This is a genomic window from Streptomyces sp. NPDC046712 (assembly GCF_040645695.1).
Lineage (GTDB): Bacteria > Actinomycetota > Actinomycetes > Streptomycetales > Streptomycetaceae > Streptomyces.
The window spans coordinates 20,113-46,964 of record NZ_JBEYYW010000046.1; the positions used below are offsets into that span (position 1 = coordinate 20,113).

At 71.8% G+C, this 26,852-nt stretch carries 25 protein-coding genes and 1 pseudogene; 15 read left to right on the plus strand and 11 right to left on the minus strand.

What is annotated here, in order from left to right; all coding sequences use genetic code 11:
- Both ABZ939_RS35600 and ABZ939_RS35605 read right to left on the minus strand, forming a co-directional pair.
- Entirely contained in the window at positions 1–1,149 is a 1,149-nt protein-coding gene (locus ABZ939_RS35600; RefSeq protein ID WP_361864525.1) for an acyl-CoA dehydrogenase family protein, read from the minus strand.
- The gene (locus ABZ939_RS35605) at positions 1,149–2,339 is read right to left on the minus strand and encodes an amidohydrolase family protein (protein ID WP_361864527.1); all 1,191 of its coding nucleotides are present in this window, start codon (positions 2,337–2,339) and stop codon (positions 1,149–1,151) included. The genes ABZ939_RS35600 and ABZ939_RS35605 overlap by 1 nt, the downstream gene beginning before the upstream one ends.
- Before the next feature lie 143 nt (positions 2,340–2,482).
- On the opposite strand from ABZ939_RS35605, the gene ABZ939_RS35610 reads away from it, so the two are divergent.
- Positions 2,483–4,024 carry an AMP-binding protein gene (locus ABZ939_RS35610; protein ID WP_361864529.1) on the plus strand — a complete coding sequence of 514 codons (1,542 nt, stop codon included), beginning with the start codon at positions 2,483–2,485 and terminating at the stop codon, positions 4,022–4,024.
- Here ABZ939_RS35610 and ABZ939_RS35615 read toward each other — a convergent pair.
- Complete coding sequence (locus ABZ939_RS35615; RefSeq protein WP_361864531.1) at positions 4,011–4,529, minus strand: EF-hand domain-containing protein; 519 nt, start codon at positions 4,527–4,529, stop codon at positions 4,011–4,013. The two genes, ABZ939_RS35610 and ABZ939_RS35615, sit on opposite strands and share 14 nt — an antisense overlap.
- A 150-nt stretch (positions 4,530–4,679) precedes the next feature.
- Positions 4,680–5,012 (minus strand): annotated as a pseudogene (locus tag ABZ939_RS35620) (STAS domain-containing protein); the annotation flags it as partial.
- A 200-nt stretch (positions 5,013–5,212) separates the two neighbouring features.
- On the opposite strand from ABZ939_RS35620, the gene ABZ939_RS35625 reads away from it, so the two are divergent.
- The gene (locus tag ABZ939_RS35625; protein WP_361864533.1) at positions 5,213–5,773 is read left to right on the plus strand and encodes a sigma-70 family RNA polymerase sigma factor; all 561 of its coding nucleotides are present in this window, start codon (positions 5,213–5,215) and stop codon (positions 5,771–5,773) included.
- Complete coding sequence (locus tag ABZ939_RS35630) at positions 5,770–7,023, plus strand: maleylpyruvate isomerase N-terminal domain-containing protein (protein WP_361864535.1); 1,254 nt, start codon at positions 5,770–5,772, stop codon at positions 7,021–7,023. The genes ABZ939_RS35625 and ABZ939_RS35630 overlap by 4 nt, the downstream gene beginning before the upstream one ends.
- 46 nt (positions 7,024–7,069) lie before the next feature.
- On the opposite strand, the gene purU is transcribed toward ABZ939_RS35630, so the two are convergent.
- Both purU and ABZ939_RS35640 read right to left on the minus strand, forming a co-directional pair.
- Positions 7,070–7,921, minus strand: coding sequence for a formyltetrahydrofolate deformylase (gene purU / locus ABZ939_RS35635; protein ID WP_361864537.1), 852 nt, complete (start codon positions 7,919–7,921; stop codon positions 7,070–7,072).
- 46 nt (positions 7,922–7,967) lie between these two features.
- Positions 7,968–8,414, minus strand: coding sequence for a hypothetical protein (locus ABZ939_RS35640; protein ID WP_158994551.1), 447 nt, complete (start codon positions 8,412–8,414; stop codon positions 7,968–7,970).
- A 203-nt stretch (positions 8,415–8,617) separates the two neighbouring features.
- Between ABZ939_RS35640 and ABZ939_RS35645 the strand changes: the two genes are divergently transcribed.
- Positions 8,618–9,925, plus strand: coding sequence for an ABC transporter substrate-binding protein (locus ABZ939_RS35645; RefSeq protein ID WP_361864539.1), 1,308 nt, complete (start codon positions 8,618–8,620; stop codon positions 9,923–9,925).
- An 18-nt stretch (positions 9,926–9,943) separates the two neighbouring features.
- Here the strand turns inward: ABZ939_RS35645 and ABZ939_RS35650 are convergent, their stop codons facing one another.
- Both ABZ939_RS35650 and ABZ939_RS35655 read right to left on the minus strand, forming a co-directional pair.
- Positions 9,944–11,473, minus strand: a complete 1,530-nt coding sequence (locus ABZ939_RS35650) for a hypothetical protein (protein ID WP_361864541.1) — start codon at positions 11,471–11,473, stop codon at positions 9,944–9,946.
- A gap of 167 nt (positions 11,474–11,640) precedes the next feature.
- Complete coding sequence (locus tag ABZ939_RS35655) at positions 11,641–13,023, minus strand: transcriptional regulator (protein ID WP_361864543.1); 1,383 nt, start codon at positions 13,021–13,023, stop codon at positions 11,641–11,643.
- Between the two features lie 272 nt (positions 13,024–13,295).
- Between ABZ939_RS35655 and ABZ939_RS35660 the strand changes: the two genes are divergently transcribed.
- The 6 genes from ABZ939_RS35660 (at position 13,296) to ABZ939_RS35685 (ending at position 19,666) form a co-directional block, all read left to right on the plus strand.
- Positions 13,296–13,982 carry a bifunctional DNA primase/polymerase gene (locus ABZ939_RS35660; RefSeq protein ID WP_361864545.1) on the plus strand — a complete coding sequence of 229 codons (687 nt, stop codon included), beginning with the start codon at positions 13,296–13,298 and terminating at the stop codon, positions 13,980–13,982.
- A gap of 69 nt (positions 13,983–14,051) precedes the next feature.
- The gene (locus tag ABZ939_RS35665; protein ID WP_361864547.1) at positions 14,052–14,894 is read left to right on the plus strand and encodes an ABC transporter ATP-binding protein; all 843 of its coding nucleotides are present in this window, start codon (positions 14,052–14,054) and stop codon (positions 14,892–14,894) included.
- Positions 14,891–16,504, plus strand: a complete 1,614-nt coding sequence (locus ABZ939_RS35670) for a transporter (RefSeq protein ID WP_361864549.1) — start codon at positions 14,891–14,893, stop codon at positions 16,502–16,504. The genes ABZ939_RS35665 and ABZ939_RS35670 overlap by 4 nt, the downstream gene beginning before the upstream one ends.
- A 423-nt stretch (positions 16,505–16,927) precedes the next feature.
- Complete coding sequence (locus ABZ939_RS35675) at positions 16,928–17,371, plus strand: subtilase-type protease inhibitor (RefSeq protein ID WP_361864550.1); 444 nt, start codon at positions 16,928–16,930, stop codon at positions 17,369–17,371.
- Positions 17,372–17,457: 86 nt separating this feature from the next.
- Positions 17,458–18,369, plus strand: a complete 912-nt coding sequence (locus ABZ939_RS35680; protein ID WP_361864552.1) for an arginase family protein — start codon at positions 17,458–17,460, stop codon at positions 18,367–18,369.
- Between the two features lie 97 nt (positions 18,370–18,466).
- Positions 18,467–19,666, plus strand: coding sequence for a serine hydrolase domain-containing protein (locus ABZ939_RS35685; RefSeq protein WP_361864554.1), 1,200 nt, complete (start codon positions 18,467–18,469; stop codon positions 19,664–19,666).
- A gap of 34 nt (positions 19,667–19,700) precedes the next feature.
- Here ABZ939_RS35685 and ABZ939_RS35690 read toward each other — a convergent pair whose 3' ends face one another.
- Positions 19,701–20,552: an alpha/beta hydrolase gene (locus tag ABZ939_RS35690; RefSeq protein ID WP_361864556.1), complete on the minus strand. Its 852-nt coding sequence runs from the start codon at positions 20,550–20,552 to the stop codon at positions 19,701–19,703.
- 446 nt (positions 20,553–20,998) lie between these two features.
- Complete coding sequence (locus tag ABZ939_RS35695) at positions 20,999–21,691, minus strand: metal-dependent transcriptional regulator (RefSeq protein WP_361864558.1); 693 nt, start codon at positions 21,689–21,691, stop codon at positions 20,999–21,001.
- Between the two features lie 149 nt (positions 21,692–21,840).
- Here ABZ939_RS35695 and ABZ939_RS35700 point away from each other — a divergent pair, with 149 nt between their 5' ends.
- The gene (locus ABZ939_RS35700; RefSeq protein ID WP_361864560.1) at positions 21,841–22,608 is read left to right on the plus strand and encodes an SIS domain-containing protein; all 768 of its coding nucleotides are present in this window, start codon (positions 21,841–21,843) and stop codon (positions 22,606–22,608) included.
- A 184-nt stretch (positions 22,609–22,792) separates the two neighbouring features.
- On the opposite strand, the gene ABZ939_RS35705 is transcribed toward ABZ939_RS35700, so the two are convergent.
- The gene (locus ABZ939_RS35705; RefSeq protein WP_361864562.1) at positions 22,793–24,151 is read right to left on the minus strand and encodes a PAS domain-containing protein; all 1,359 of its coding nucleotides are present in this window, start codon (positions 24,149–24,151) and stop codon (positions 22,793–22,795) included.
- Between the two features lie 149 nt (positions 24,152–24,300).
- Here ABZ939_RS35705 and ABZ939_RS35710 point away from each other — a divergent pair, with 149 nt between their 5' ends.
- The 4 genes from ABZ939_RS35710 to ABZ939_RS35725 all read left to right on the plus strand — a co-directional run bounded on the left by ABZ939_RS35710 (position 24,301) and on the right by ABZ939_RS35725 (position 26,590).
- Positions 24,301–24,906 carry an SMI1/KNR4 family protein gene (locus ABZ939_RS35710; protein ID WP_361864564.1) on the plus strand — a complete coding sequence of 202 codons (606 nt, stop codon included), beginning with the start codon at positions 24,301–24,303 and terminating at the stop codon, positions 24,904–24,906.
- Positions 24,907–25,243: 337 nt separating this feature from the next.
- Positions 25,244–25,657 carry a DUF3995 domain-containing protein gene (locus tag ABZ939_RS35715; RefSeq protein WP_361864566.1) on the plus strand — a complete coding sequence of 138 codons (414 nt, stop codon included), beginning with the start codon at positions 25,244–25,246 and terminating at the stop codon, positions 25,655–25,657.
- Positions 25,644–26,159, plus strand: a complete 516-nt coding sequence (locus ABZ939_RS35720) for an RNA polymerase sigma factor (protein WP_361864576.1) — start codon at positions 25,644–25,646, stop codon at positions 26,157–26,159. The genes ABZ939_RS35715 and ABZ939_RS35720 overlap by 14 nt, the downstream gene beginning before the upstream one ends.
- On the plus strand, positions 26,156–26,590 hold the full coding sequence (locus ABZ939_RS35725) for a hypothetical protein (protein ID WP_361864568.1): 435 nt from the start codon (positions 26,156–26,158) through the stop codon (positions 26,588–26,590). The genes ABZ939_RS35720 and ABZ939_RS35725 overlap by 4 nt, the downstream gene beginning before the upstream one ends.
- Positions 26,591–26,852: the final 262 nt, after the last annotated feature.

A 26,852-nucleotide genomic window follows, 5' to 3' on the forward strand; every position in this document is an offset into this window, starting at 1 on the left:
TCACCGCCCCTTCGGCAGGCCGAGGATCCGCTCGGCGACGATGTTCTGCTGGATCTGACTCGTACCGGCGGCGATCGTGTACGAGAGCGAGGACAGCCGGTCCAGGTTCCACTCCCGCCCGAGGTCCAGCGCGTCCGGCCCGAGGACGGCGGCGGCCGTGTCGTACAGCTCCTGCCGCGCGTGCGAGTACCGCAGCTTGAAGACGGAGCCGCCGATCCCCGGCACCCCGCCCGTCACCCCCGAGCCCGCCTCCGCCTCACTGACGTTCCACTGGGTGAGGCGCCACAGCGCCCGGAACTCGGCGCTCAGCCGGCCGAGGCGTCGCCGCACCTCCGGGTCGTCCCAGGTGCCGTTCTTCCGCGCGGTACCGGCGAGTTCGCCGAGGACGCGGCGGCAGGCGACGACCTCGCCGACGAAGGCCGTACCGCGCTCGAAGGAGAGCGTCACCATCGTGACGCGCCAGCCGTCGTTCTCCTCGCCGACCCGGTTGGCGACCGGCACCCGGACCTCGTCGAGGAACATCTCGGCGAACTCCGTCGACCCGGCGAGGGTCCGCAGCGGCCGGACCGTGATGCCGGGGGCGTCCATGGGCATCGCGAGCCAGGTGATCCCCCGGTGCTTCGACGTGGCCTCCGGGTCCGTCCGTACGAGCAGTTCGCACCAGTCGGCGACCTCGGCGTGCGAGGTCCAGATCTTGGAGCCGGTGACGACGTACGCGTCCCCGTCCAGTACGGCCCTCGTCCGCAACGACGCCAGGTCCGAGCCCGCGTCCGGCTCGCTGAAGCCCTGGCACCACACCTCGTCGCCGCGCAGCACCGGCGGCAGCCACCGCTCCCGCTGTTCGGGCGTGCCCTCGGCGGCGATCGTCGGCCCGGCGTGCAGCAGTCCGACGAAGTTCGCGCCGACGTACGGGGCCCCGGCGCGTTCGGTCTCCTCCAGGAAGATCAGCCGCTGGGTCGGGGAGGCGTCCCAGTGCACATCGGCGTACCCCGCGTCGTACAGCGCTCGCTGCCAGCCGCAGTCGTAGGCGCGCCGCCCCGGCCAGTCCAGGGGGTCGGGCTTCGGCGGCAGCGCGGGCAGCGCCGTCGCGAGGAAGTCCCGCAGCCGGGCCCGGAACTCCTCCTCCTCTTCGTCGTACGCGAGGTCCATCAGACGATGCCCAGGTCCAGCATGCGGATGGCGTTGCCGCGCATGAGCTTGTAGACGGTCTCGTCGTCGAGTCCCTTGACGTGGTCGAGGGCGACTTCCTTGGTGTGCGGGAACGTCGAGTCGACGTGCGGGTAGTCGGTCTCGAAGGTGGCGTTGTCGCGGCCCACGACGTCGAGCGAGGCGATGCCGTGCTTGTCGCGGAAGAAGCAGCAGAAGATCTGCCGGTAGTAGTACGTGGACGGCGGCTCGGGGATCAGGTCGCGGACGCCGCCCCAGGCGCGGTGCTCCTCCCACACGTCGTCGGCGCGTTCGAGGGCGTACGGAATCCAGCCCATCTGGCCCTCGCTGTACGCGAGCTTCAGCCTGGGGAACTTCACCAGGACGCCGCTGAAGAGGAAGTCCATCATCGAGGCCATGGCGTTGTTGAAGCTCAGGCTGGCCTGGACGGCGGGCGGGGCGTCGGGCGAGGCGGCAGGCATCTGGCTGCTGGAGCCGATGTGCATGTTGACCACCGTCCCCGTCTCCTGGCAGACGGCGAAGAACGGGTCCCAGTAGCCGGAGTGGATGGACGGCAGTCCCAGATAGGTGGGGATCTCGGAGAAGGTCACGGCCTTCACGCCCCGGGCCGCGTTCCGGCGGATCTCCGCGACCGCCAGGTCGATGTCCCAGAGCGGGATGATGCAGAGCGGGATGAGCCGGCCGCCGCTGTCGCCGCACCACTCCTCGACCATCCAGTCGTTGTAGGCGCGGACGCAGGCGAGGGCGACCTCCTTGTCCTTGGCCTCGGCGAAGGTCTGGCCGCAGAAGCGGGGGAAGGTGGGGAAGCAGAGGGAGGCCTCGACGTGGTTGAGGTCCATGTCGGCGAGGCGCGCCTTCGGGTCCCAGCAGCCGCGCCGCATCTCCTCCCTGGTGATCCCCTCCAGGGTCATCTCGTCGCGGTCGAAGCCGACGGCGGCGATGTTGCGCTTGTAAGGGAACTTGAGGTCCTCGTAGATCCACCAGTCCGTCGGCGGGCCGTCCGGGTCCATCGTGATCTGGTACTTCCCGCCGACGTAGGCGAGCTCCCCGATGCCGGCGGTCAGGGGCTGGGGCCCGCGGTCGCGGTACTTGGCCGGGAGCCAGGTCTCGAAGAGGTGGGCCGGTTCGATCACATGGTCGTCGACGCTGATGATCCGCGGAAGTTCCGTCATGAGACCCTCTCCCATTTCTGATGACCCGTCAGATGTTGACGGATCTCAGGCTAGCCCCGCACCCCTGGACCGACAAGCAGCGGGCCTCTACGCTCTCCAGGCAATCCGACTGCCCGTCAGTTAAGGACGGAGAGGGGATCGTCGTGACCGACACCGCACACACCCTGGGCGCCTCCCGCACCCTCTGGGAGCTCGTCGAGCGCCGCGCCGCCCTCACCCCCGACCGGCCCGTCCTCCTCCAGGGGGACAGGACCCTGACCTTCGGCGAGCTGCGCGAGCGCGCCGAGCGGTGCGCCGCCGGTCTGTACGGGATGGGGGTGCGGCCCGGCACCGTCGTGGCCTGGCAGCTGCCCACCCGGATCGAGACCGCCGTCCTCTCCTTCGCGCTCGCCCGTATCGGCGCCGTGCAGTCCCCGGTCATCCCCTTCTACCGGGACCGCGAGGTCGGCTTCGCGCTGCGCGAGTCCAAGGCCGACTTCTTCGCCGTGCCCGGCGTGTGGCGCGGTTTCGACCACACGGAGATGGTGCGGCGGCTCGGGGCGCGCGGGATCTTCGAGGCGTACGACGCGCTGCCCGACGGCGATCCCGCCGTCCTGCCGCCGCCGCCCGCCTCCGGTACGGACGTGCGCTGGATCTACTGGACCTCGGGGACGACCTCCGACCCCAAGGGCGTCCTGCACACCGACCGCTCCCTCATCGCGGGCGGCTCCTGCCTCGCCCACGCGCTGCACCTGACCGAGGACGACATCGGCTCGATGGCGTTCCCGTACGCGCACATCGCCGGGCCCGACTACACGGTGATGCTGCTGCTGTACGGATTCCCCGCGGTGATGTTCGAACAGTTCGCGCTGCCCGACGCGGTGGCGGAGTACCGGCGGCACGGCGTGACCGTGGCGGGCGGGTCGACCGCCTTCTACTCGATGTTCCTCGCCGAGCAGCGCAAGCTGCCGCCCGGCGAGAAGCTGATCCCGAGCCTGCGGCTGCTCGCCGGCGGCGGGGCCCCGAAACCGCCGGAGATCTACCACGCGGTGGTACGGGAGCTGGGCTGTCAGCTCACGCACGGGTACGGGATGACCGAGGTCCCCATGATCACGATGGGTTCGCCGGACGACTCGGCGGAGAACCTGGCGACGACGGAGGGCCGGCCGCCCGAGGGCATGGAGATACGGATCGCCGACGGCGGTGAGGTCCGGCTGCGGGGCGAGGCGGTGTGCCAGGGGTATCTGGACCCCGCGCAGTCGGCGGCCGCGTTCGACGCGGACGGCTTCCTGATCACCGGTGACGTGGGGCATGTGACCGCGAGCGGGCACCTCGTCCTCACCGGCCGGATCAAGGACATCATCATCCGCAAGGGCGAGAACATCTCGGCCAAGGAGATCGAGGACCTCCTGCACCGGCACCCGGCGGTCGGCGACGCCGCGGTCATCGGCCTCCCGGACCCCGAACGCGGCGAACGGGTCTGCGCGGTGATCGAGCAGCCGCCGGACGCCGGCCCGCTGACGCTGCGGGCCGTCACGGACTTCCTGCGCGCCGAGGGCCTCTCCGTCCACAAACTGCCGGAGCAGCTGGAGGTGGTGGAGGCCCTGCCGCGCAACGAGACCCTGCGGAAGGTCCTGAAGTACAAGCTGCGCGAGCGGTACTCCCAGCCGGACACGCCGCCCGCCTCCGCGGCTACTCCGTCATGAAGTAGCGGGCGAAGGCGGTCACCGCCGCGGCCTCGTCGACCTGGCCCGAGGTGACGGTCGGCAGCGTCCGGGCGCTGAGCGCGGCCGCCACGGGGGCGATACCGAGCGTGACCAGCGCGCGCTCCACGTCGGCGGGGGTCGCGGCGATGGCGAGGACGGCGTGCAGGAAGGGCCGGGCGATCTCGGCGAAGCGCTCGGGGTGGTCGTGCAGCCGCTTCACCGCGCCGCCGACGAACTCGGCACGGCTCACCCGCTGGTCGCCGTCGACGTCCGCGATCCCGGCCATGCCCTGCCAGAAGGCCTCGGCGCCGTCGCACAGCGCCTGCCCCCGGTCGGAGCGGAACGAGACCTCGAACTCCGTCAGGAGCCGTTTCGCCGCCGTGCTGAAGTCCTCGCGCGAGATGGTCCCGTCGCCGTCCTGGTCGAACGCGGCGAAACGGGAGGCGATCCGGCGCTCGTAGAGCTGTCCGGGGTCCTGATCCTGCTCGGGTTCCATGGGCTCCATGCGGGGAGGGTACGACGCGGAGGGCCGCTATGCCGAGAGGGGCCGCGGTGTCTCCCTGCGCGAACGGAAGGGCTGGGCGGGCACGGACGCCGTCTGGCCGACGAGGGAGTCCACGGGAAGGGGCCGCGCCCGCTCGTCGACCGCGTCGGCGGCGTCCGCGTACACCTCGAAGAGCCGGCGGACGCCGAGCGCGGCCAGGACGCGGTTGACGTGCGAGCCTTCCAGCGCGCCGCGCGCGGGCAGCACGATCCGCAGCCGCCCGCCGCAGGAACGCATCAGACGGCGCGCGGCGATCAGCACACCCACCCCGCTGGAGTCGCAGAACAGCACGCCCGACAGGTCGAGGACCACATCGTGACGGCCGCCCGCGACGGCGTCGTGGACGCGTCTGCGGACCAGGGGCGAGGTCACCAGATCCAGTTCGCCCTGGATGCGCAGCACGGTCCAGGGATCCCGCTCGTCTTCCTCGACATGGAGCGTCACGGCTAGCGCCCTTCAAAACGGAGGCAGTGCTTCCTGTCCCCTCCCGCTGCCCCGCCACGGGGGAACGAAACACTCCGGATGGAAGGTGACGCTTTCTCTACCATCCCCACCCTCTCTGCGGGGGTACTTGCCACAAAGGGGAGTGCGCCGTCGGTGCGGCGCATTACCTTGGAGTACGAACTCGGTTGGGAGGGCTTCGTATGGCGAAGGACACACCACCGCGCTGGGACCGCAGAATGCAGCAGCGGCTGGCGCGCGGTGAGGCGGCCGCGCTGGGCGAGCTCTACGACCGGTTCGCATCCCTCGTGCACAGCCTCGCCCACCGGGTGCTCGACGACGACAGCGCCGCCGACCAGGTCACCCGTGAGGTCTTCGGCTACATCTGGGAGAACCCCGACGCCTACGACCCGAAGCAGGGCAACATGCGCGCGTGGGTCGCCGGACTGACACAGCGGCAGGCCGTGCTGCGCCTGCGGCAGTCGGAGGCCGTGGCGTACGCGGAGACGGGCGAGGGTTCGGCGGAGGAGCTGGAGCAGAAGGTGCGCCGGGCCCAGGTCGCGGCCCGCGCGGACTACATCGTGACGGCGATGCCGACGCCACTGCGCGCCGCACTGGAGCTGGCGTACTTCCAGCGGCGCGACTACCGCCAGACCGCCGCCGACCTCGGAGTGACGGAGGACGAGGCGCGCCGCCGGCTGCGGCTCGGGCTGCAGCTGCTCTCGACGGCGAACACGCGTCCGCCGGACGGGCCCGCCCGGTGAACGAGGCGAACGGCGACCCGGACGAGGTCGCGCGCGCTCCGCGGATACCGGGACCGCGGTCGGCAGCGGACGACCACGCGGACCTCACGGCCCCGCCGGCCCATACGGAATCCCCGCCGCCACCTCCCCCGCCGCCTCCGCCTCCCCCGCCGCCGACACACGCCGTGCTCAAGTCCCTCCTCGGGGCATGGGCACTGTCCGCGTGCTCGGCCGAAGAGACCCAGGCCGTCGAGGACCACCTCACCGTGTGCGCGCCGTGCGCGGACGAGGCACTGCGGCTGCGGGACGCGGTCGCGCTGCTGCACGCGGAGCGGGACCTGGACCTCGATCCGCTGCTGCGCTCCCGGGTCCTGGAGAACTGCCTGGGCCGGCGCCCCGCGCGTATCCCGGTGCCCACCTGGGCGACTCCGTACGACGCGGAGACGGCCCGGCTCGACGCGCTGCTGCGGGACATCGGCGAGTCGGAGTGGCACGCGCCGGTGCGGCTGAAGTGGTTCGAGGACGAGCGGCCGGCGAGCCGCAAGACGACCGTGGCCGGGGTGATCGGGCATCTGCTGACGGTGGACGGCCTGGTGTCGACGGCGCTCGGCCTGGACGATCCGCTGGGGCCGGCGGCCACGGAGGGGTCGCCGGCGGAGCGTACGGAGGCGTACTGGCAGGGCTCGTACCACCCGCCGACCCGCGGGGTGCGCGAGCCGTGGCGCGAGCAGAGCCACACGCTGATCCGCACCGTGTCGTTCGCGGGGCGGGGAGTCGCGGACCTGACGGTGACGTACGGCGACTTCGCACTGCCGATGCGGGACTCGCTGCTGGAGCGGGCCTTCGAGTGCTGGGTGCACGCGGACGACATCGCGAACGCGGTGGCGTACCCGTACGAGCCGCCGAGCGGGGCGCATCTGCACGGCATGATCGACCTGGCGGCCCGGCTGCTGCCGGCGGCGCTGGCCGGCCGCCGTCGCGCGGGCCTGGCGGCCCCGCCGCGACAACTGGTCACGGCGGGCGCTCCCGGCCGCTCGCTCCACCTGGAGGTCGAGGGCTCGGGCGGCGGCCACTGGTACATCGCCCTGGACTCCCCGGCGGCCATAGGCTCGCCGGACCACGCGGTGGCCCAGGTGGCGATGGACGGCGTCGAGTTCTGCCAGCTCGTGGCGGGTCACGTCCCGCCCGAGGAGGCCGCGGCGGGCCAGGACGGCGACCGCGAGGCGATCAGGGACGTCCTGTTCGCTGCGGCGTCCCTGAGCCGGCTGTAGCCGACCCGGCTGGAGGGAGCCAGGCTGCGGCAGCCTCCGGATACCGTTACGCGAAGACCACCGTGCGGCGGCCGTTGAGCAGGATCCTCCGCTCGGCATGCCACTTCACCGCGCGGGCCAGAGCCTGGCACTCCACGTCGCGGCCGACTGCCACGAGCTGGTCGGGGGTGACCTCGTGACCCACCCGCTCGACCTCCTGCTCGATGATCGGGCCCTCGTCGAGGTCCGCCGTCACGTAGTGGGCCGTCGCGCCGATCAGCTTCACACCGCGCGCGTGCGCCTGGTGGTAGGGCTTGGCGCCCTTGAAGCTCGGCAGGAAGGAGTGGTGGATGTTGATGATCCGGCCCGACAGCTGCTTGCACAGATCGTCGGAGAGCACCTGCATGTAGCGGGCGAGCACGACCAGCTCGACGTTCTCCGTGCGGACAAGCTCCAGAAGCTCGGCCTCCGCCTCCGGCTTGTTGTCCTTCGTGACCGGAATGTGCCGGAACGGGATGTCGTAGGAGCCCACCAGCTCCGCGAAGTCCGTGTGGTTGGAGACGACCGCGACGATCTCGACCGGCAGCGCCCCGATCCGCGAGCGGAACAGCAGATCGTTCAGGCAGTGCCCGAACTTCGACACCATCAGCACGACCCGCATGCGCTCGTCGGCCCGGTTGATGTGCCAGTCCATCTCGAACGAGTCGCCCACCGCCGCGAAGCTCGCGCGGAGCTTCTCCACGGTCACCGGGGCCTCCGCCGAGAAGTGGACCCGCATGAAGAACAGGCCGGTGTCCCGGTCCTTGAACTGCTGACTGTCCTCGATGTTGCATCCCGTGATGAAGAGATAGCTCGACACGGCGTGCACAATGCCCTGCTTGTCCGGGCAGGAGAGCGTGAGGACGTACTGGTCAGTCATGCCCGTAGGGTGCCACACCCCGCAGGAAGAGCAGGGCCGCCGTCCGTCAGGCGGACCGCGTCATGATACGGAGCACGTCCAGGGAGCGCGGGGGCGTGTCAGGGTCCTCGCCGTCGGCCGACGCCATCCGCACGTGTGCCTCACGGGCGGCCCGCACGGCCTCCGGCCACCCGTGGTGCTCCATGTACGCGGAGAACGGCGCGTCGGGCCCCACCTGGTGCATGATCCGCAGCACCCGCAGCACGGCCACGTCCACCAGTGCGGCCTCGCCGGAGTCGCGGAAGATCGTTCCGACGTACTTCTCGGCGGACCAGTTGTCCAGCCAGGTGTCCTCGACCAGGCGGTAGACGGCGTCGGTGACGTCGCCGTACCCGTCGTGGCCGGCCAGCCAGGTCGTTTCGTGGAACCCTGGGTCGGAAAGCATGTGCAGCGCCGAGCGCACGTTGCTGCGCCAGCGCCACCACGGCATGTCATTGAGCGGCATGCCGCCCATGGTGGGGGAGCGACGGCCGCGACGGGAAGAGTTCACCGAACTGGAGAGTGGACTGGACACCGTTCGATCGTACGTTCCCCCTCAAGATCGGCCGACCAGCCCCCTCGCCCGCGCCCGCCGGCCCCGGTAATTCACCTTCACGTCACCCAGCGTTGAACCATGCACACTCCCGCGTTACCCGTGAGGCGGAAGTGTGCGTGTCCATGACCGGTAGGCGACTGACCTCACTCCTCGCGTATGTCACGACGGCGGCGGCCGGGGCGTCGCTGCTCACCGGATGTGGCGTGCTCCCTGGAACCACGGGGGGATCCAGGGAGCCCGTCACAGTGATGACCTGGGCTCCGGACGGCACCCGCGCCACCAACCAGCCCGGCATGCCCGCCATGGCCCAGGCGTACGCCCGCTGGGCCAACGCCAACGGCGGCATCGACGGCCACGAGCTGCGCATCCTCACCTGCAACGAACAGAACACCTCCGCGGGCGCGGCGGCCTGCGCCCGCCGCGCCGTCCGCGAGAAGGTCGTGGCCGTCGTCGGCTCCTACAGCCAGAACGGGCGGGCCTTCATGGCCCCGCTGGAGGCCGCGGGCATCCCGTACATCGGCGGCTACGGCATCTCCGAGGACGAGTTCACCAGCCCGCTCTCCTACCCCGTGAACGGCGGCCAGGCCTCCCTCATGGCCGGCCACGGCATGCAGCTGGCCGAGTCCTGCCGCAAGGTCTCCCTCGTCCGGCCCGACACCCTCGCCGGCGACAAGCTGCCCGATCTCCTCAACTCCGGACTGCGCAAGAGCAGCCACGGCGGGGCCAGCGACATCCCGGCCCTCGAGGACGCCGCCGAGTACACCCAGCAGGCCGACCGGGCCCGCACCAAGGCCGACGGCGAGGACGGCTGTGTCGCCGCCGTCCTCGGCGAGCGCACCCAGACGTTCTTCGACTCCTTCCGGCGTCTGCCCGGGAACGAGGACGCCGGCAGGGACTCCGGCTCGGACTCCGGCTCGGACGAGGACGGGAAGAACGACGAGGCCGTGCGGATCTCGTCGGTGCTCGGCAGTGTCAGCCAGCCCGTCATCGACCGCACGGGCGGCGCGCACAGCCCCTTCGAGGGCGCGTACGTCACCGGCTGGTACCCGGAGGCCAACGACGCGCGCTGGGCGCCGATGCGCAAGGTGATCCAGGAACACGCGTTCGCGGACAACCGCGTCGACCCGGCCGACGCGGGCGTGCAGACGACCTGGATCGCGTACACCGTCCTGAGGAAGGTGGTCGAGTCGCTCGACCGCGACACGATCACGGCGGGGGCCGTCTCGCACGCCCTCGACCGCGGGGTCCGGATCGACACCGGCGGCCTCACCCCCCAACTGCGCTGGCGCTACGAGGACATGCTCGGCGCCCCCCGCTTCCCCCGGATCGTCAACCACGAGGTGACGTTCCAAGTGGTCCGCAAGGGGCGGCTCGTGGCGCAGAAGCCCGGCTTCGTCGACGTCGGCGAAACCGTGCTCAGCGCCCCGTAGCCCGCAGGGGCCGCCGCCTCACAGCTGCGTGGCGGCCCGCTTCGGCAGTCCGTACTTCTCGGCGGTCGGGTTCCACAACCCGGCCGCCTCGCGCTTGGCGATCGTGGCCTCGCTGCTCTTCTTGCTCGCCTCGACCGTCTGGTTGGTGCTGCGGGCCTTGCCGCCCTTGCACGCCTTCTTGGCCTTCATCTGGTCGGCCCAGGCGGCGTAGTGGTCGTCGGCGGAGGCCGAGGCCTGCCACGCCTTGGTGAGGGCGGCGGTCAGGGCGGCGTTGCTCGGCACCTTGTCGACCGTCAGCGACTGCAGCCGGGTCACCAGATCCCGGCGCTGCTGGGCGGCCCCACGCAGATCGGTGGCGGCCTGGTCGAGGTTCTTGCACTGCTTGATCGCCTCGACCGAACGGATCACCGCGTCACGGCTGTTGTTGCTGTCCGCGAGCAGCTTGTCGAGCTCCTTCGCCTGCGGCTCGGCGGGGTCGGCGGCCTTCTCCGTCACCTCCGTGGACGGGGCTCCGGACGTGGCGGCCACGTTCTGCTCGGACTTCTTGTCCTTGTCGTCGTCTCCGCCGCTGAGCAGCGAGCCCGCACCGAGGCCGACGACCGCGCAGCCGATGACCACGGCGGCGATGAGGGCCACGGGCGACTTTCGGCGCGGCTCGGGCTCGTCGTCGTAGTCGTCCTGATACCCGTCGTGCCCGTAGGCGCCCTGGAAGGGGGAGTGCTGCGAGGGCTGGTGGAACTGCTGCTGCGGGGGCGGCTGCGGGCTGTACTGCTGCTGACCCCGGGGCGGCTGCGGCTGCTGCGGCAGGTGCTGCGTCGCGTCGCTGCGGAAGAGGTTGTCGAACTCGGCGGGCGGCTGCCGCTCGCCGGGCATCTGCGACGGTACGGGAGCGATGTACTGGGTCGCGTCGGAGGCGCCGGCCGGCTGACCGGGCCCGCCCGGCTGCTGGTGCAGCGGCCCGGTGCCGAGGAACTGCGTGTCCTGACCGCCCGGGACCGGACCGCCCTGGCCCGGCGCTCCCTGGGCTCCGGTGACCGGCGGGATGTGCTGGGTGGCCTGCATGTCGGCGGCGCCCTGGGCGGGCGCCTGCGGGTATCCGTAGCCGCTCTGCGCGGGAGCGGGCGGCGGGAAGCCGTAGCCACCCTGGGCGGGAGCCGCGGGCGGCGGGAAGCCGTAGCCGCCCTGCGCGCCCGATATGTCCCCCGACGCGGGCATGGCGCCCGGCATGGGACCGGGCAGCGGCCCCGGCCCCGCGGCCGACGGGGCGCCCTGCGGTGCGACCGGCGCGATGTACTGCGTCGCCTGCATGTCCGCGGCCCCGCCCGGCACGGCCTCCGGCGGCAGCGGCTGGGCGGGCGGCAGGGGCTGCCCCTGCGGTGCCCCACCAGGGCCCCAGGCGCCGCCCCACGGCTGACCGCCGGCCGGGCCTGCGGCCGGGCCTGCGGCCGGGCCGGTCTGCTCGCCGCCCTCGGCGGGCAGCACGACACCTTCGTGCGTGGGCCGTACCGCCGGATACTGCGGCTCCGGACCCTGTCCGCTTTGCGTCACCGGGACTCCTACTGATGGACCTACGGAATCGTCGGTTCACGCTACCGGGTGCGTCCAGGGCCGTGCACACACGTGTGAGACCGGTAACAGACCCACAACAACCCCACACACAACTGCCGTACCACTGGGGCCGATCGGGCCCACCCGGTGACCCCGGTCACACGGTGTCAGGCGGCGAGCAGCTCCACCCTCGCACCGAACTCCCGCACCGCCGGCTCCCCCGCGTAAGGCTCCAGTCGCTCCTTGAGATCGTCCAGATACTCCGCCCCGCGTGAGGACCGCAGCGTGGCCAGCAGCTCCAGCGCCTGCGTGCCCGTGTGGCAGGCCTGCTCCACCTCACGCCGCTGCACCTGTGCCGACGCCAGCAGCACCAGACCGATCGCCCGGCGCCGGGCCCGCGTCCGCGGATGCCCGCTCAGCGACTCCTCCGCCGCCCTGGCCGCCGCCTCCGGCCGGCCCAGGTCCCGGTGGCAGTGGGCCAGTTCGTCCGCGAGATACGCGTGGTCGAAGTGCGCGATCCAGTCCGGGTCGTCCCCCGACTCCGGATCGGCCTGCTCAAGAGCGCGTACGGCCCGTCCCGCGACCGCCTCGAAGGAGTGGGCGTCCCCGAGCAGCGCGTGCCCCCGGGCCTCCGCCGCGTAGAACATCGCCTCCGCCCTGGGCGTCACGCGCCCCCGCGCGCCCTCCTGCGCCGCCCGCGCCAGCTGGGCGATCTCCCTCGGGTTCCCGAGCTGCGCGGCCAGATGACTCATCGACGCCGCCAGCACATAGCCGCCGTAGCCCCGGTCCCCCGCCGCCTGCGCGAGCCGCAGCGCCTGGATGTAGTACCGCTGGGCGAGCCCCGGCTGCCCGGTGTCCACCGCCATGTACCCGGCCAGCTCCGTGAGCCGCGCGACGGCCGCGAACAGCTCCCGCCCCACCGCGTCCCGGTACGAGCCCGACAGCATCCCCGCCACCACACTGTTCAGGTAGTGCACCACCACCGGCCGGACGTGCCCGCTGCCGAACCGCCGGTCGAGCTCGACCAGCGCACTCGTCATCGCCCGGACCGCCTCCACGTCCGAGACCCCGACCCGCGCGCCTGCCGACCGGGCCACCTGCGCGTCCGCTCCCGTGATCAGCCAGTCCCGGCTCGGCTCCACCAGCGCGGAGGCCGCCACCGTCGAACCGGACAGGAAGTCCCGGCGTCCCACGTCGCTGCGCCACAGCTCGCAGACCTGCTCGATCGCGCCGAGCACCGTGGGCGCGAACTGCAGCCCGACGCCGGAGGCCAGGTTCTTGCCGTTCGCCATGCCGATCTCGTCGATCGTGACCGTGCGGCCCAGTTTGCGGCCCAGCGCCTCGGCGATGATCCCCGGCGCCCGGCCGCGCGGCTGCTGCCCGCGCAGCCAGCGCGCCACCGACGTCTTGTCGTAGCGCAGATCGAGACCGCGCTCGGCCCCGACCATGTTCACCCTGCGGGCGAGACCGGCGTTGGAACACCCGGCCTCCTGAATCAGCGCCTGCAGCCGTTCGTTCGGCTGACGTGCGACGAGTGGCCTGGCTGCCATCACTACAACTACCCCCTGAGGCCGGTGTGCGTTCGATGGAGAACTGATCACTGCCCGGCGAATATCCGGTCAATGCCGATGTGAACACGCGAAACCGGACGCATCACCCAGTCGTGCAGAACCCCGGGCGACACCCCCCGACTGTGGCTACCCACCCACCGCTTCCCGGCCCCACGCGCGCCCCCACCCGTGCACCCATGCGCCCCGCATGCAGGATCGATGCTCCACACCGCTCTTCGCCGCGCCCGTAACCCCAGGTGACGGCGGGAGTTGTGCTCACCGTGGAAGAGACCATCGGAGTCACGGAAGCCGCACACATCCCCAAGCAGCGAGGCGAGCAGCTGCTGGACTGCGCCGTGCGGTATGCGGAAGAGCGGCACTGGGACGTGTTCCCCGGGACCTGGCTGGAAGCCGTGGAGGGCAGGGAGCGCTGCTCCTGCGGCGTCGACAGCTGCGCCACCCCCGGCGCCCACCCGGCCAGGCCCGACTGGTCGACCCAGGCGACCGGCAGCGCCGTCGGGGCGCGCCGGATGTGGTCGAAGCAGCCCAAGGCGTCGATCCTGCTCCCGACCGGCCGTACCTTCGACGCGATCGAGGTGCCGGAGTCGGCCGGCTTCCTGGCGCTGGCCCGGATGGAGCGCATGGAGCTCACGCTCGGCCCTGTGACCTGCACCCCCGACCGCCGGATGTTCTTCTTCGTCCTGCCGGGCGCCGCCACCAAGGTCCCGGACCTGGTCCGCAAGCTGGGCTGGGCCCCCACCTCGATCGACCTGGTCACCCGGGGCGAGGGTCACTTCGTCGCGGCGCCGCCCACCCGGGTCGGCGGGTCCGGGGCCGTGCAGTGGGCCCGGCGGCCCACCGCGGCGAACCGCTGGCTGCCGGACGCCGAGGAGTTGATCAGCCCGCTGGCGTACGCGTCCGGGCGCGAGGCCGCGGCGGCCAGGGCCCGTCGGCCCTGAGAGGCGGCCTTCGGCGCCCTTAGGGTGTGCTCGTACGAGTTACGGGGACAACCGAAGGATTGACGGACCATGCCTGACCAGGCATTTGACGGAGTGTTCGAACAGGCGGGCAGCGCACCGGGATCGGGTGCGGTGCCCGCCGTTCGTGTCGAGGGGCTGTGGAAGCGCTTCGGCCAGCAGATCGCGGTGAACGGGATCGATCTCGTGCTGCCCGCAGGCAAGTTCATCGGTCTCGTCGGGCCCAACGGCGCCGGCAAGACCACCTCGCTCTCGATGATCACCGGCCTGCTGCGGCCCGACCACGGGCGCATCCTGGTGGCCGGCCACGACGTCTGGCGCGACCCGGAGTCGGTGGCCGAGGTCAAGGCCCGGATCGGCATCCTGCCCGAGGGGCTGCGTCTCTTCGAGCGGCTCTCGGGCCGCGAACTCCTCGCGTACAGCGGGCGGCTGCGGGGGCTGCCCGGTGCCGAGGTCGACAAGCGGGCCACCCAGCTGCTCGATGTCCTGGACCTCGCGGGCGCGCAGAACAAGCTGGTCGTGGACTACTCGACCGGTATGCGCAAGAAGATCGGGCTCGCCGCGGCGCTGCTGCACAACCCCGAGGTGCTGTTCCTCGACGAGCCGTTCGAGGGCGTCGACCCGGTGTCCGCGCAGACCATCCGGGGGGTCCTGGAGCGGTACACCGGCTCCGGCGCGACCGTCGTCTTCTCCAGCCATGTGATGGAGCTCGTGGAGTCGCTGTGCGACTGGGTCGCGGTCATGGCCGCCGGCCAGATCCGGGCCCAGGGACCGCTGGCGGACGTACGCGGCGAGGCCCCCTCGCTGCAGGCCGCGTTCCTGGAGCTGGTGGGCGCGAACGGGCGCGACGCGGCCGGCGACTCCCTGGACTGGCTCGGAGGTGCGGCCCGATGACCACGGCCGCCGCCCCTTCTCCTTCCCTCACCTCGGTCTTCGTACGGCTCAAGCTGTCGCTGCTGCGCAACGGGCTGCGGCAGTCCGCGGGCCGGACCGCCGTGTACATCACCTCGCTCGTGGTCACGGCCGTGTTCGCGGCGGCGATGGTGCTCGCCTTCCTGCTGATGCGGGGCAACGCGGACGCGGACTCGATCGTGGTGCTGCTGACCGCGCTGCTCGCGCTGGCGTGGACCGTCATGCCGCTGTTCGTACCGAGCGGGGACGAGACGCTCGACCCGTCCCGGCTGGTGATGCTGCCGCTGCGGCCCCGGCCGCTGGTGCGCGCGCTGCTCGTGGCCTCTCTGGTGGGCGTCGGGCCCCTGTTCACGCTGTGCATAGCGCTGGGCGCCTCGCTCGCCCTGGCGCGCGGCGCGGCGGGTGTGGTGGCCGCGGTGGTCGCCGTACCGCTGGTGGTCGTGGTGTGCGTGGCGCTGTCGCGGGCGGTCGCCGCCGCCAACGTACGGCTGCTCACCTCGCGCAAGGGCCGTGACCTGGCGGTCCTGAGCGGTCTGGTGATCGCGGTCGGCATGCAGCTGGTCAACTTCGGTGCGCAGCGGCTCAGTCGGGCCGGGGGGCTCTCGTCCCTCGAACCGGCTGCCGCCGTCGTGAGCTGGCTGCCGCCCGCCTCGGCGATCGCGGCGATGGACTCGGCGAGCAAGGGCGACCACGCCGTGGCCGCGGCGCAACTGCTGCTGACCGTGGCGGTCCTGGGGGCGCTGCTGTACTGGTGGCAGCGGAGCCTGGTGAAGCTGATGACGACGCCCGACGGCTCGACGATCGGCGCCGCGTCCGCATCGGGCCGGGACCGGGCCGGTACGGGACTCCTGGGACGGCTGCTGCCGGGCGGGCGTACGGGCACGGTGATGGAGCGCAGCCTGCGGTACATCTGGCGCGATCCGAAGACGAAGGCGGCATGGATCACCTCGCTCGCGATCGGCGCGATCGTGCCGCTGTTCAACGCCTTCCAGGGCACGGGCTCGATCTACTTCGCGTGCTTCGCCTCGGGCATGCTCGGCATGCTGATGTACAACCAGTTCGGTCAGGACACCTCGGCGTTCTGGATGGTCGCGCAGACGATCTCCACGCCGGCGGACGCCTACGCCGAACTGCGGGCGCGGGCACTGGCGCTGCTGCTGATCACCGTGCCGTTCACGGTTCTGGTGACGGCGGGAACGGCGGCGGTCCTCGGCGACTGGTCGTCCCTGCCGGAGGCGCTGGGCGTGGCCTTCGCGCTGCTCGGCGCGATGACGGCGGTCGGCGCGGTGGCCTCGGCCACCTTCCCGTACTCGATCCCGCAGGACAGCGCGTACAAGAACGTCGCTCCGGGGCAGGGTGGTCTCGCCTGGATCTCGATCTTCGGCGGCATGGTCGCGGCGGCGCTGCTGTGCGCGCCGGTGATCGCGGCGACGATCTATCTCCACCTCGCCGACGAGGAGTCCCTGCTCTGGCTCCTGCTCCCGGGCGGCACGCTGTACGGCGCGCTGATCACCTGGGGCGGCCTCAAGCTGGCGGCGCCCAGGACGTCGGGGCGGCTGCCGGAGATCCTGGCGGCGGTGAGCAAGGGATGACGTCCCGCCGAGGAGCGCCCCGAACTGGCCTGCGCGCCGGACGAGTACGACCAGCTCCGAGGTCGTCGGAACGGACCGACGCGCCGGACCGCCGGAACGGGGCGGACGAGCGGGCCGGGCGGCCGGTCGCCCGCCCGACGCCTTCCGGTCGAACAGGGTCGGCCGCGACTGCTTCGACGTAGAACCAATTCCAGATTCTTGCAGGTCAGGGGCTCGTTCGAGCTTGTACCACTGCCGCGCTCCGGCGGGGCGGACGGCGCTCGACGGCGGGTGCGCGCCCCCTCCCAGCTGCCCGAACGAGTGGTCGGTCGGGGCCGGGCGGGGGCGTGCGGCCGGAAACCGGCGGGCGATGTGCGATCACCCTCCGCATCGACAAGACTCCGGCGCGCAGTCAGGTAGCACCCGTCTCGAAAGGACACCCCCGTGCGCTACGTCCTCCGCAACACCGCCTTCACCACCGCTCTCGCCACCGGCCTCGCCCTCGTCGGCGTCGCGGCGAACCCCGACCTCGCCCAGGCCGAGCCCGCAGGCCTCTACCCGCCGTCGGCACTCGTGCTCGCGATCGGCAGGGGCGAGTCCGCGGCGACGGCAACGGTCGACAGGGCGGTGACGCTGAGCTGCGCCCCGACGGCGAGCGGCACCCACCCCTCGCCCGCGTCGGCCTGCGCGGAACTGAGCGCGGTCGAAGGAGACTTCGCCCAACTGACCATGATGGGCAACAGCAGCCCCTGTACCCACGTCTGGGACCCGGTCACGGTCACCGGCGACGGCATCTGGGAGGGCAAGCGGGTCAGCTGGTCCGCCACGTACGGCAACGCGTGCGAGATGAACGTCGGCATGGCCAGGAACTCGGTCTTCACCTTCTGAGCCGGCCGCCCTGTGCCCTCCCCGCCGCCCCTCGAGGCCCGTGTCACGACCGGGCCGGAAGCCGGGGGCTGCGGGACCATGGGCCCATGGCGTTGTTCGGGCGTGAGGTCGCGATCATCGAGGCGCCGTCCGTGCTCGGGCTGCGGCCGTCCGGGGTGCAGGATCTGCCGGCGGCGCTGTTCCACGGTGCGGCGCGGGCGGGGCGGGTCGAAGCCCCGGCGTACGACCCGAGGCGGGACGCCGAGACCGGTGTCCTCAACCCGGTCGGCATCGCGCGGTACTCCGTGCGACTGGCCGACGCGGTCGGCAGCGCTCTCGACGCCGGGCGCTTCCCCCTCGTCCTCGGCGGCGACTGCAGCATCCTGCTCGGCAATCTCCTCGCCCTGCGCCGCCGCGGGCGCCACGGCCTGCTGTTCCTCGACGGCCACACCGACTTCTACCAGCCGGCGGCGGAACCGACCGGGGAGGTGGCGTCGATGGAACTCGCCCTCGCCACCGGCCGTGGCCCGCGGCTGCTCACCGACCTCGAAGGCCGTGGGCCGCTGCTCCGGGACGAGGACGTCGTCGTTTTCGGCTTCCGCGACGCCGCCGAGTCCTCCGCGGCCGGGATGCAGCCGCTCCCGCCCCAGCTGCACGCCGTCGACCTCGACGGCGTGCGCGCGGTCGGCGCCGCCGAGGCCGCACGCCGGGCGGTCGACAGGCTCACGGACGGCGAACGCGCGGGGTACTGGGTCCACCTCGACGTCGACGTCCTGGACGACGCGATCATGCCCGCCGTCGACTACCGCATCCCCGGCGGTCTCAGCTGGTCGGAGCTGGAGGACGTCCTGACGACCGCCCTGGACCACGAGCGCGCCGTCGGACTCGACGTCACGATCTTCAACCCCCGTCTCGACCCCGACGGAACGATCGCGGCGCGCCTGACCGAGTGCCTGCGCCGTGGGCTCACCCAGGGGAAACGATCCGGTGGCCCCCCTGGCGCCCGTGGCTCCGAATGAGTGGACTCGTCGGAACGCGTACCGGACCGGGGCCTCCGTCCAGGGGGCGGATGGTGACGTTGCCCTCTCAGCCCCGATCCGGAAGAGGCGCCCCGAGATGCGACGTAACCCCGCCCGACGTCTGTTCGCCGCAGCGCTGCTCGTGGCGTCCGTGCTGGCGCCGACGGTGGCGACCCCCGCCACCGCCGACCACGCTCCCGCCTCCGGCCGGTACGACAAGGACGAGTGTCCGCCCGACGGATTCGGGCCCGAGCTGACCGCTCGGCTGGACAAGGCCATCGAGGACGCCCGCGTGCAGGCCGGTATCCCCGGACTCGTCGTCGGCCTGTGGATGCCGGGCAAGGGGAGCTACGTCCGCGCGACCGGTGTCGCCGACAAGGTCACCGGCAAGCCGATGACCAAGGACGTCTTCGTGCGGATCGGCAGCGAGACCAAGACCTTCACGGTCACCGCGCTCCTGAAGCTCGTCGACGACGGCAAGGTCCGGCTGGACGACCCGATCTCCGACTACGTCGACGGCGTGCCGAACGGCTCCGCCATCACGCTCCGGCATCTCGCCGAGATGCGCAGCGGCCTCTTCCCGTACACCGACGACGCGGACTTCCAGCACGACCTGCTGAGCGACCCGAGCCGCACGTTCACCCCGCAGGAGGTGCTCGCGTACGGCTACAAGCACGACAACACCTTCGATCCGGGGCAGCAGTTCCAGTACTCCAACACCAACTTCATCCTGCTCGGCCTCGTGGTCGAGAAGGTCAGCGGCCGGCGCTTCGTCGACTTCCTCGACAAGCGGGTGCTCCGGCCGGCCCATCTGCGTCACACGCTGCTCCCGGAGGGCACGGAGTTCCCCGAGCCGCACCCGCGCGGGTACACGAACCAGACGCTGAGCGGCGAGGTCGCCGACTCCACCGACTGGAACCCCAGTTGGGGCTGGTCGGCCGGGGCGATGATCTCGAACCTGGACGACCTGCGCCGCTGGGCGAAGATCGTCGCCACCGGCACGCTGCTCAGCCCCGAGACCCAGGCCGAGCGCCTCACGATGCTGCCGACCGGCTTCCCCGGCACGAGCTACGGCCTCGGCATCTTCGACAGCGGCGGCTGGATCGGGCACAACGGCTCCATCCCCGGGTACGAGACGGTGACCGTCTACCTGCCCTCGCAGAAGGCGACCTTGGTGCTCATGCTCAACACGGACATCACGTCCCAGGGCCAGGAGCCGAGCACCCCGGTCGCCCGGGCGATCACCCAGATCGTGACGCCGAACAACGTGTACGACCGACCGATCCCGCCGCGCTAGCGGGCCCTGATCGACGCGTCGGCCTCGGCCGCTGCTACGAGGTCAGGACGCCGTTCAGGAAGGGCTCGATCGCCGTGCGCCAGGCTTCCGGCTGGTCGTAGTGGAGGAGGTGGCCGGCGTCGGGGATCTCGGCGTACGCACCGCGGGGCAGGACGCGGACCATCTCCTGGGCCTCGGCGCGGCCCAGCTCGCCGTCCAGGCCGCGGACGACCAGGGTCGGGCAGCGGACCTGGGCGAGCGAGTCCCAATGGGCGTCATGGACCCAGGTCTCGCGGGAGATCAGCATCTGGGCGGGGTCGAAGACCGGGTACCAGCCGTCTGGGCGCGGGGCCATCACCTCCGCGAAGAAGTCGCCTCGCGTGGGCTGGGGCCGCTCGACCCAGGGGTCCTCCTCGCCGAACCACTTCCGTACGTCGTCGAGCGAGGCGAAGGGGACGGGCCAGCGGCGGAACCAGTCCTGCCACTCCCGCTGCGAGGCCGCCCCGAGGGCCGAGGCCCGCATGTCGCAGATGACCAGGGCGCGGACGAGGTCGGGGCGCTCGGCGGCGAGCTGCCAGGCGGTGAGGGCGCCCATCGAGTGGCCGATGAGGGTGACCGGCCCGAGCCCGAGCTGCTCGACGGCGGCGGCCGCGTCGGCGACGTACGCCTCACGCGTGAAGGGGCCCGCGGCGGGCTTGTCGCTGAGGCCGTGACCACGCTGGTCGAGTGCGACGGCCCGGTGGCGGCCGGAGAGCCAGCGGGCGGTGGGCGCCCAGTGGGAGGCACGCCCCATGAGACCGTGCAGGAGTAAGACGCCGGACCCGGCCGTCTCCGCCCGCTCTTCCGTGAACTCCCAGGCAGCCAGGCGTACGCCGCCGGCCCCGGTGACGTCGAGACGTCGCACCATGTTCCCTGGCACCCCCTCTTTCCCATCGAGCGTGTCGAGCACCGCCAGACTATCGAACCCATATTCGAAAATGCGGTTCTGCCACGTAACACCCCTCGTTCGAGTGACGGCGCTCAAGGATTGACGCGCGTCGCCGAGGGGAGATCTTCAGCGGGAGGCGGACCGCTCGGGGAAAACGGTCCGAGGGGAATGACCCTGGGAGCTCGGGGCTCCGGGTCAGCACAGGGGAGGACAGGCCCCGGCGCCCATGGGCGCCGGGGCCCTCTGCCTCTTCACACACCGCCCCGGACGCCTTCGTCATCGCACATCCCTCCCCGGCCGTACGGCTTCCCCCAGCGTGGCACGCCGAGGGTGCGGGCGTGGTGATTCCGCCGTAAAACGGGCCCGGAGGAGACCGCCGGGGGTCCAGGGGGGCTCGGAGACTCCGGGGGACCCGGGGTTCTACCTCAGCGCTTCGCCACGAAGACGTGCGCGGCCACATCGGCCTCCAGCTCGGCCGCCTCGCCGCTGCTGCCGACCAGGACACCGCCCGCCGACTCCGTCACGCTCACCACGGAGCCGGGCTGCACGCCCGCCCGCCGCAGCGTGTACATCAGCTGGGCGTCCGTCTGGATCGGCTCGCCGATCCGGCGGACGATCACCGTCTTGCCGTCGGGGCCCGCGTCCAGATCGGCCAGCGACACCATGGAGTCGTCCAGGAAGGACTCCGCCTCGGCCTTCTCGCCCAGCTCCTCCAGACCCGGGATCGGGTTGCCGTAGGGCGACTCCGTCGGGTGCCGCAGCAGCTCCAGAACGCGCCGCTCCACGGCCTCGCTCATCACGTGCTCCCAGCGGCAGGCCTCGGCGTGCACCTGCTCCCACTCCAGGCCGATCACGTCGACGAGGAGACACTCGGCCAGCCGGTGCTTGCGCATCACGCGCGTCGCGAGCCGCCGGCCCTCGTCCGTCAGCTCCAGATGCCTGTCGCCGGCGACGGTCACCAGACCGTCGCGCTCCATACGGGCCACCGTCTGGCTCACCGTGGGGCCGCTCTGGTCGAGCCGCTCCGCGATCCGGGCGCGCATAGGGACCACACCTTCCTCCTCCAGCTCGAGGATGGTGCGGAGATACATCTCCGTTGTGTCGATCAGTCCGGACATACGTGCCCCTCGATGAGTCGTGCGCTGGCCCTGCACCAATTCTGACGCATCCCACCGACAACCGTGCCGTGCCGGGGAAAGGCGGTATTGACAGAGCAATGGTCCAGACCGCACGGTGATCCGCGACACGACGACAAGGAGCTTCGGGAATGGGCGACAGCGCGCGCGAGTCCAAGCTGGCCGGACAGTTCTTCGACGCCGCGATCGGCCTGCTGCAGCAGGTCCGCGACGAGGACGCCGAGGAGATCGCCGCGGCCGGAACCGCGATCGCCGAGGCCGTCGCCGCCGGCGGCCGCCTCTTCGCCTTCGGCGCCGGGCACTCCTCCCTCGCCGCCCAGGACGTGGTCTACCGGGCGGGCGGCCTCGCCCTGATGAACCTGCTCGCCGTCCCCGGCGTCGTCGGCGTCGACGTCATGCCGGCCACGCTCGGCTCGGCCCTGGAGCGCGTGGACGGCCTCGCCGGTGCGGTGCTCGACTCCTCGCCCGCCAAGGCCGGCGACGTACTGATCATCATCTCGCTCTCCGGCCGCAACGCCCTCCCCGTCGAGATGGCGATGAACGCCCGCGCCCTGGGCCTGACGGTGATCGGCGTCACGTCGGTGGCGTACGCGACGGAGACGAAGTCCCGGCACGTCTCGGGGACGTACCTGAAGGACCACTGCGACATCGTCCTCGACTCCCGCATCGCCGTCGGCGACGCCGAACTCACCCACGAGGGCATCGAGGCCCCCTTCGCCCCCGCCTCGACGGTCGTCACGAGCGCCCTGATGCAGGCCACGATGGCCGCGGCGGCCGAGGAGATGGTCCGCCTGGGCATCGAGCCGCCGCTGCTGCGCTCGGGGAACGTCGACGGCGGGCACGAGTGGAACGGCCGCGTGATGGAGGAGTACAAGGACCGGATCTTCTTCCGGCACTGAGCCGAGCCGTCCCTCTCGACATGTAGGTCCGGCCCTCGACGGGGCCGCCCCCACCACGGCACCAGCATGCCGAAGGCAGGGAGGGGTTCGTCGACCAGGCCAGGCTGAGCGCGCTGGAGGATGACATCGAGATCGGGCGCCGGCTCCGCGGCGACGGCTGACCGGCCTTGTCGGGGGGCGTTCGCTACGGCGTGGGTGGCGCGTCCGCCGGATCCGCCAGGTGCGCCACCCCCGCCAGATCCAGCGACGCCGCCACCCGTACCGCCACCGCCTCCGCGTACACCGCGTCCGGGCGCTCGAAGGCCGTACGGGAGGCTGCGCGCAGGAAGGTCACGGCGCCCACTGTCCGGCCGCGGCTGCGCAGCGGGAGGCAGAGCGCGTGGACGGCGTCGCGCGGCCAGTGGCGTTCCGTCGCCCAGTCCTCGGCGGCCTGCGGGCCCGCCGCGGCGGCGGACGCGCGCACCGGACCCGTACGGGAGACCGCCTGGAGGACCGGGTGGCCGGAGGAGTAGCGCAGCGGGATGCCGCCGCCCGCGACCGGGACGACCGGGCCTGGCTCGCCCCCCGGCGTGGCCGCCACCCGGACCAGCCGCTGCTCCCCCGCCGCCACGTCGACGAGCGCGTGATCGGCGAACCCGGCCAGCGCGAAGTCCAGCATGACCGTCGCCGCCTCCCGCGGGTCCTCGCACTCGGCCGCCGCCGCGCCCGCCCGGTGCAACTGGCTGTACCGGAACCGCAGTCGGTCCGCCTCCTGCTCCGCGAGCCGCTCCTCGGTGACGTCCTGGAACAGCCACCCCACGCCCAGCGGCACGGGCTCCTCCGCGAGCGGTGACGACAGCCGTACGAACCCGCTGCGCCAGCACCGCCGCCGCTCGCCCTCCGCGGTCCGCAGCGTCACCCACACCTCGGCCAGCGCCCGTGGCGCGCCCTCCGCCAGCACATGCTGGAGCGCGCCCTCCAGCTCCTCGACCCCCTGCACGACCAGCTCGCCGAGCGGCCGGCCGAGCAAGGTGGTGCGGCCGGCTCCCATCGCCCTGGCGGCGTGCCCGTTGACGACGGCCGGCCGCAGGTCGACGTCGACGAGGACGACACCCCAGGAGGCGTCCTCGAAGAGGGCTTCACTGAGCGCGATCGAACGCTCCAGATCGATCTGCGCGTGCACCTCGCTGAACGCGCAGTACACCCCGGCCGGCTTCCCGTCCGCGCCCCGTACCCCGGCCGACTGTGTCCGTACGAGGACCCGCCCGCCGTCCTTCCGTACCAACGCGAACTCGTGCACCAGCCGCCCGGGTGCCTCCATCGCCCCCATCAGCCGCGCCAGCGCCTCGCCCGCGTCGGCCCGCCGCGCGGCCCACCCGTCGAACCCCCGCCGCCCGACGGCCTCCCCGGCGGACCACCCGAGAATCCGCTCGGCCTCCTTGTTCCAATGCGTGACGGTCCCGTCGGCATCGAATGCACAGAGCGCCGCGTCCATCCCGTCGAGCAGCGCGGCAAGCAGATCGGCCCCCGGCACCGACGCCGTTCCACTCCTGGCAGCACTCATCCCGGAACCCCCTGCAGGACGGTGTACGCGCGTGCATCCGCACGCCCCCGATCATTCAACTGGAACGTGATGCAGGACACACCCGGTTCAGTGAAATCGTTGCGTCCCGGAAACGAACACGAGGCGCACGGGGAGCGTAGGGGGCACACATGGCGATCGACTGGGCGGCGGAGTACCACCGCATCACGCGGGGGAAGCGTTTCGGCGAGCCCCATCTTCAACGATCGAAGGACGATGTCGCCCACCCGCCGCTGTCCGCCGCGGAGGTCCACGAGGCGGAGGAACAGCTGGGGATCACCTTCCCCGCGGAGTACCGCGACCATCTGATCCGGGTCAGCGCCGGCGGCAGGAGGATCCGGCGGCTGTACCGCGGGAGGACGGGCTGGGGCTGGGAGGGAGATCACGACACCAACTACGGGCTGCTCACCACGCCCTTCCCCGACCCCGACTCCTACCGCCGCTACGTGGACGAGCTGGACGACCGTGAGCCGCAGGAGTCCGATTACCCGGACGACGGCGCCTACCGGACGGCCTGGGCGAGCTGGGACGACGAGTACGGGGTGCTGCAGGAGCGGAAGACGGCCGGTGCCGTATACATCCAGGAGGGGGGCTGCGGCTTCAACACGCTGCTCGTCGTCACCGGCCCGCACCGGGGGACCATGTGGTACGACGAGCGGGCCACCTCGGACCTGATTCGGCCGCTGCGGCTGGCCGGGCAGCCCATGTCGTTCGCGGACTGGCTCCCCCGGCAATAAAACGCTTGAGCATGCACGGAAGGGCTCCTAAGGTGTGGAGCACACGCTGAAAGGAGGTGATCCGAAAAAATGGTTTCTTTTCGGACTCGTGAGGTGACTGCGGGCTAACGGCCTGCCGTCGCACTCTGTGCACCTCGGCAGGCCACCTGCCGAAACCCAAGCAGTCACCCGACCCGTGGGCCGCCGGTATGTCCGGCCGGCTCTCGTCCGAACTCGAGCGGACGGGACCAAGGCCCACGGGTCGTCTGCGTTTTCGGTGTGACGCGGGACACAGGGAACGTCCGCCCTCCCCGGCCCCTCCTCTGGGTGTCGGATGTCGTGACGGAGGGGGACAGTCATGGGTGTCGGTGCCGCCCGCGTGGGTGCCGTGCTGCTCGCCGTGCTCGCGTTGGCGCATGTGTACTGGGCCGCCGGGGCGACCTGGCCCGCCGGGGACGAGCGGGGGCTTTCACTGGCCGTGCTCGGGAGTGTCGTGCCCTTCGGGCCGGCCGTCACGCTGCCGCTCGCCGTGCTCGAGGGAGGCACGAGCCTCGGGGTGTACGCGTATGTGCGCGACCCCCGGAGGCGAATCGCGCGCCTGGTCACGGTCGCCTTCACCGCCGGGCTCCTGGTGCGCGGGGTCGTCGGGGTCGTGTGGGCGGTCTTCGGCAAGGACGGGTCCGGGGCGGTGTTCCCCTGGCTGAACGCGCTGGTCTACACGCCCCTGTGCCTGGGGCTCGGTCGGGCGGTGCTCCGTGATCTCCGGCGCTGAGCGGGAGCGGGAGCGCGTGGTGGCGCTCGTGCGTGCCGCCCGGCGCGGGGACACGCTCGCGCTGCACGACCTCCTCGAGCACCTCACCCCGTACATCGCCCGCATCTGCCGGCCGATCGCGCTCGACGACGGGCCGGACGCCACGCAGGAGGCGCTCCTCGTCGTCTTCCGCTCGCTGCGAAGCCTCCGTGAGCCGGAGGCGCTGTACGGATGGGTGCGGACGATCGCGGTGCGTGAGGCGGTACGGGTGGCCGGGCGGGCGGCCCGGGACCGGCCGGCCGAGCTGGCCGACGTACCCGAGCGAGGGGATCCGCAACTGGCCGCCGATGTCGGCGACGTGCTCTCCCGGCTGTCCCCGCAGCACCGCGCCGTCCTCGTGCTGCGCGATGTCGAAGGGCTCGACGAGGAGTCCACGGCGGCCGTTCTCGGCGTTCCGGCCGGCACCGCGAAGTCCCGGCTGCACCGGGCACGGCAGAGTTTCCGAAGGGCGTGGAACGGATGACACAGACCACCGTGGGACGGCTGCGCGTCATGGGCGCCGGGGTCCGGGGGGCGCACGTCGTCGAGCGGGTGCTGCCCGCGGCGTTCGGCGAGGTGTGGGGCGTGATGGGGGATCTCGAAGGGGGCTTCGGGGACTTCCAGCCCGACATGCGGTCCGTGCGCGTCCTCCGTGTCGACGGCGACCGCGTCGAGGCCCTGGCACGCAGCCGGTACGGTCTGCGCGCCCATTTCCACGGGGTGCTGCGGCCCGGGTGGTGCTGGCTGCAGAGCCGGTTCCTGATCGTCGGGATGGCGGCCGTGACGGAAGGCGAAGGAACCAGGGTCGCGCTCACCGGGGGCGTACGCGTGCCCGGGCACCTCGCCCTCGTGCCGTTCGGGACGCGCCGGGAGCTGGAGAAGGCCCTGACGCGCCTCGGCGAGCTCGTGGCCTAGGGCGTCCTGCGGATCACGCGCTCGCGTCGGCGGTGCGTTCACCCTCAGTTCATTGCAACGAGCAGACTGCTGACGTTGCATTGATTCCCAGAGTGGTTGCAACGATTTCTCGCTGCTCACCTGCATAGATGTCGATTCCGCGCAATGAGCGCGTTGCGAGACTCCTAAATGCAACGTAGCTTTTCCTTCATCGGAAACAGCGAGTCAACAGGAGCACATCATGCAGAAGTTCGACACCCCCGCCCCGGTCTCCGCCGTCCTG

Excerpts from the sequence above, each read along its gene's own strand:
- ABZ939_RS35600 (WP_361864525.1), bottom strand. The coding sequence starts at position 1,149 with ATGGACCTCGCGTACGACGAAGAGGAGGAGGAGTTCCGGGCCCGGCTG.
- ABZ939_RS35605 (WP_361864527.1), bottom strand. The coding sequence starts at position 2,339 with ATGACGGAACTTCCGCGGATCATCAGCGTCGACGACCATGTGATCGAA.
- ABZ939_RS35615 (WP_361864531.1), bottom strand. The coding sequence starts at position 4,529 with ATGGAGCCCATGGAACCCGAGCAGGATCAGGACCCCGGACAGCTCTAC.
- ABZ939_RS35625 (WP_361864533.1), top strand. The coding sequence starts at position 5,213 with ATGGCGAAGGACACACCACCGCGCTGGGACCGCAGAATGCAGCAGCGG.
- purU (WP_361864537.1), bottom strand. The coding sequence starts at position 7,921 with ATGACTGACCAGTACGTCCTCACGCTCTCCTGCCCGGACAAGCAGGGC.
- ABZ939_RS35640 (WP_158994551.1), bottom strand. The coding sequence starts at position 8,414 with ATGGGCGGCATGCCGCTCAATGACATGCCGTGGTGGCGCTGGCGCAGC.
- ABZ939_RS35645 (WP_361864539.1), top strand. The coding sequence starts at position 8,618 with ATGACCGGTAGGCGACTGACCTCACTCCTCGCGTATGTCACGACGGCG.
- ABZ939_RS35655 (WP_361864543.1), bottom strand. The coding sequence starts at position 13,023 with ATGGCAGCCAGGCCACTCGTCGCACGTCAGCCGAACGAACGGCTGCAG.
- ABZ939_RS35665 (WP_361864547.1), top strand. The coding sequence starts at position 14,052 with ATGCCTGACCAGGCATTTGACGGAGTGTTCGAACAGGCGGGCAGCGCA.
- ABZ939_RS35670 (WP_361864549.1), top strand. The coding sequence starts at position 14,891 with ATGACCACGGCCGCCGCCCCTTCTCCTTCCCTCACCTCGGTCTTCGTA.
- ABZ939_RS35680 (WP_361864552.1), top strand. The coding sequence starts at position 17,458 with ATGGCGTTGTTCGGGCGTGAGGTCGCGATCATCGAGGCGCCGTCCGTG.
- ABZ939_RS35685 (WP_361864554.1), top strand. The coding sequence starts at position 18,467 with ATGCGACGTAACCCCGCCCGACGTCTGTTCGCCGCAGCGCTGCTCGTG.
- ABZ939_RS35690 (WP_361864556.1), bottom strand. The coding sequence starts at position 20,552 with ATGGTGCGACGTCTCGACGTCACCGGGGCCGGCGGCGTACGCCTGGCT.
- ABZ939_RS35695 (WP_361864558.1), bottom strand. The coding sequence starts at position 21,691 with ATGTCCGGACTGATCGACACAACGGAGATGTATCTCCGCACCATCCTC.
- ABZ939_RS35700 (WP_361864560.1), top strand. The coding sequence starts at position 21,841 with ATGGGCGACAGCGCGCGCGAGTCCAAGCTGGCCGGACAGTTCTTCGAC.
- ABZ939_RS35705 (WP_361864562.1), bottom strand. The coding sequence starts at position 24,151 with ATGAGTGCTGCCAGGAGTGGAACGGCGTCGGTGCCGGGGGCCGATCTG.
- ABZ939_RS35710 (WP_361864564.1), top strand. The coding sequence starts at position 24,301 with ATGGCGATCGACTGGGCGGCGGAGTACCACCGCATCACGCGGGGGAAG.
- ABZ939_RS35715 (WP_361864566.1), top strand. The coding sequence starts at position 25,244 with ATGGGTGTCGGTGCCGCCCGCGTGGGTGCCGTGCTGCTCGCCGTGCTC.
- ABZ939_RS35725 (WP_361864568.1), top strand. The coding sequence starts at position 26,156 with ATGACACAGACCACCGTGGGACGGCTGCGCGTCATGGGCGCCGGGGTC.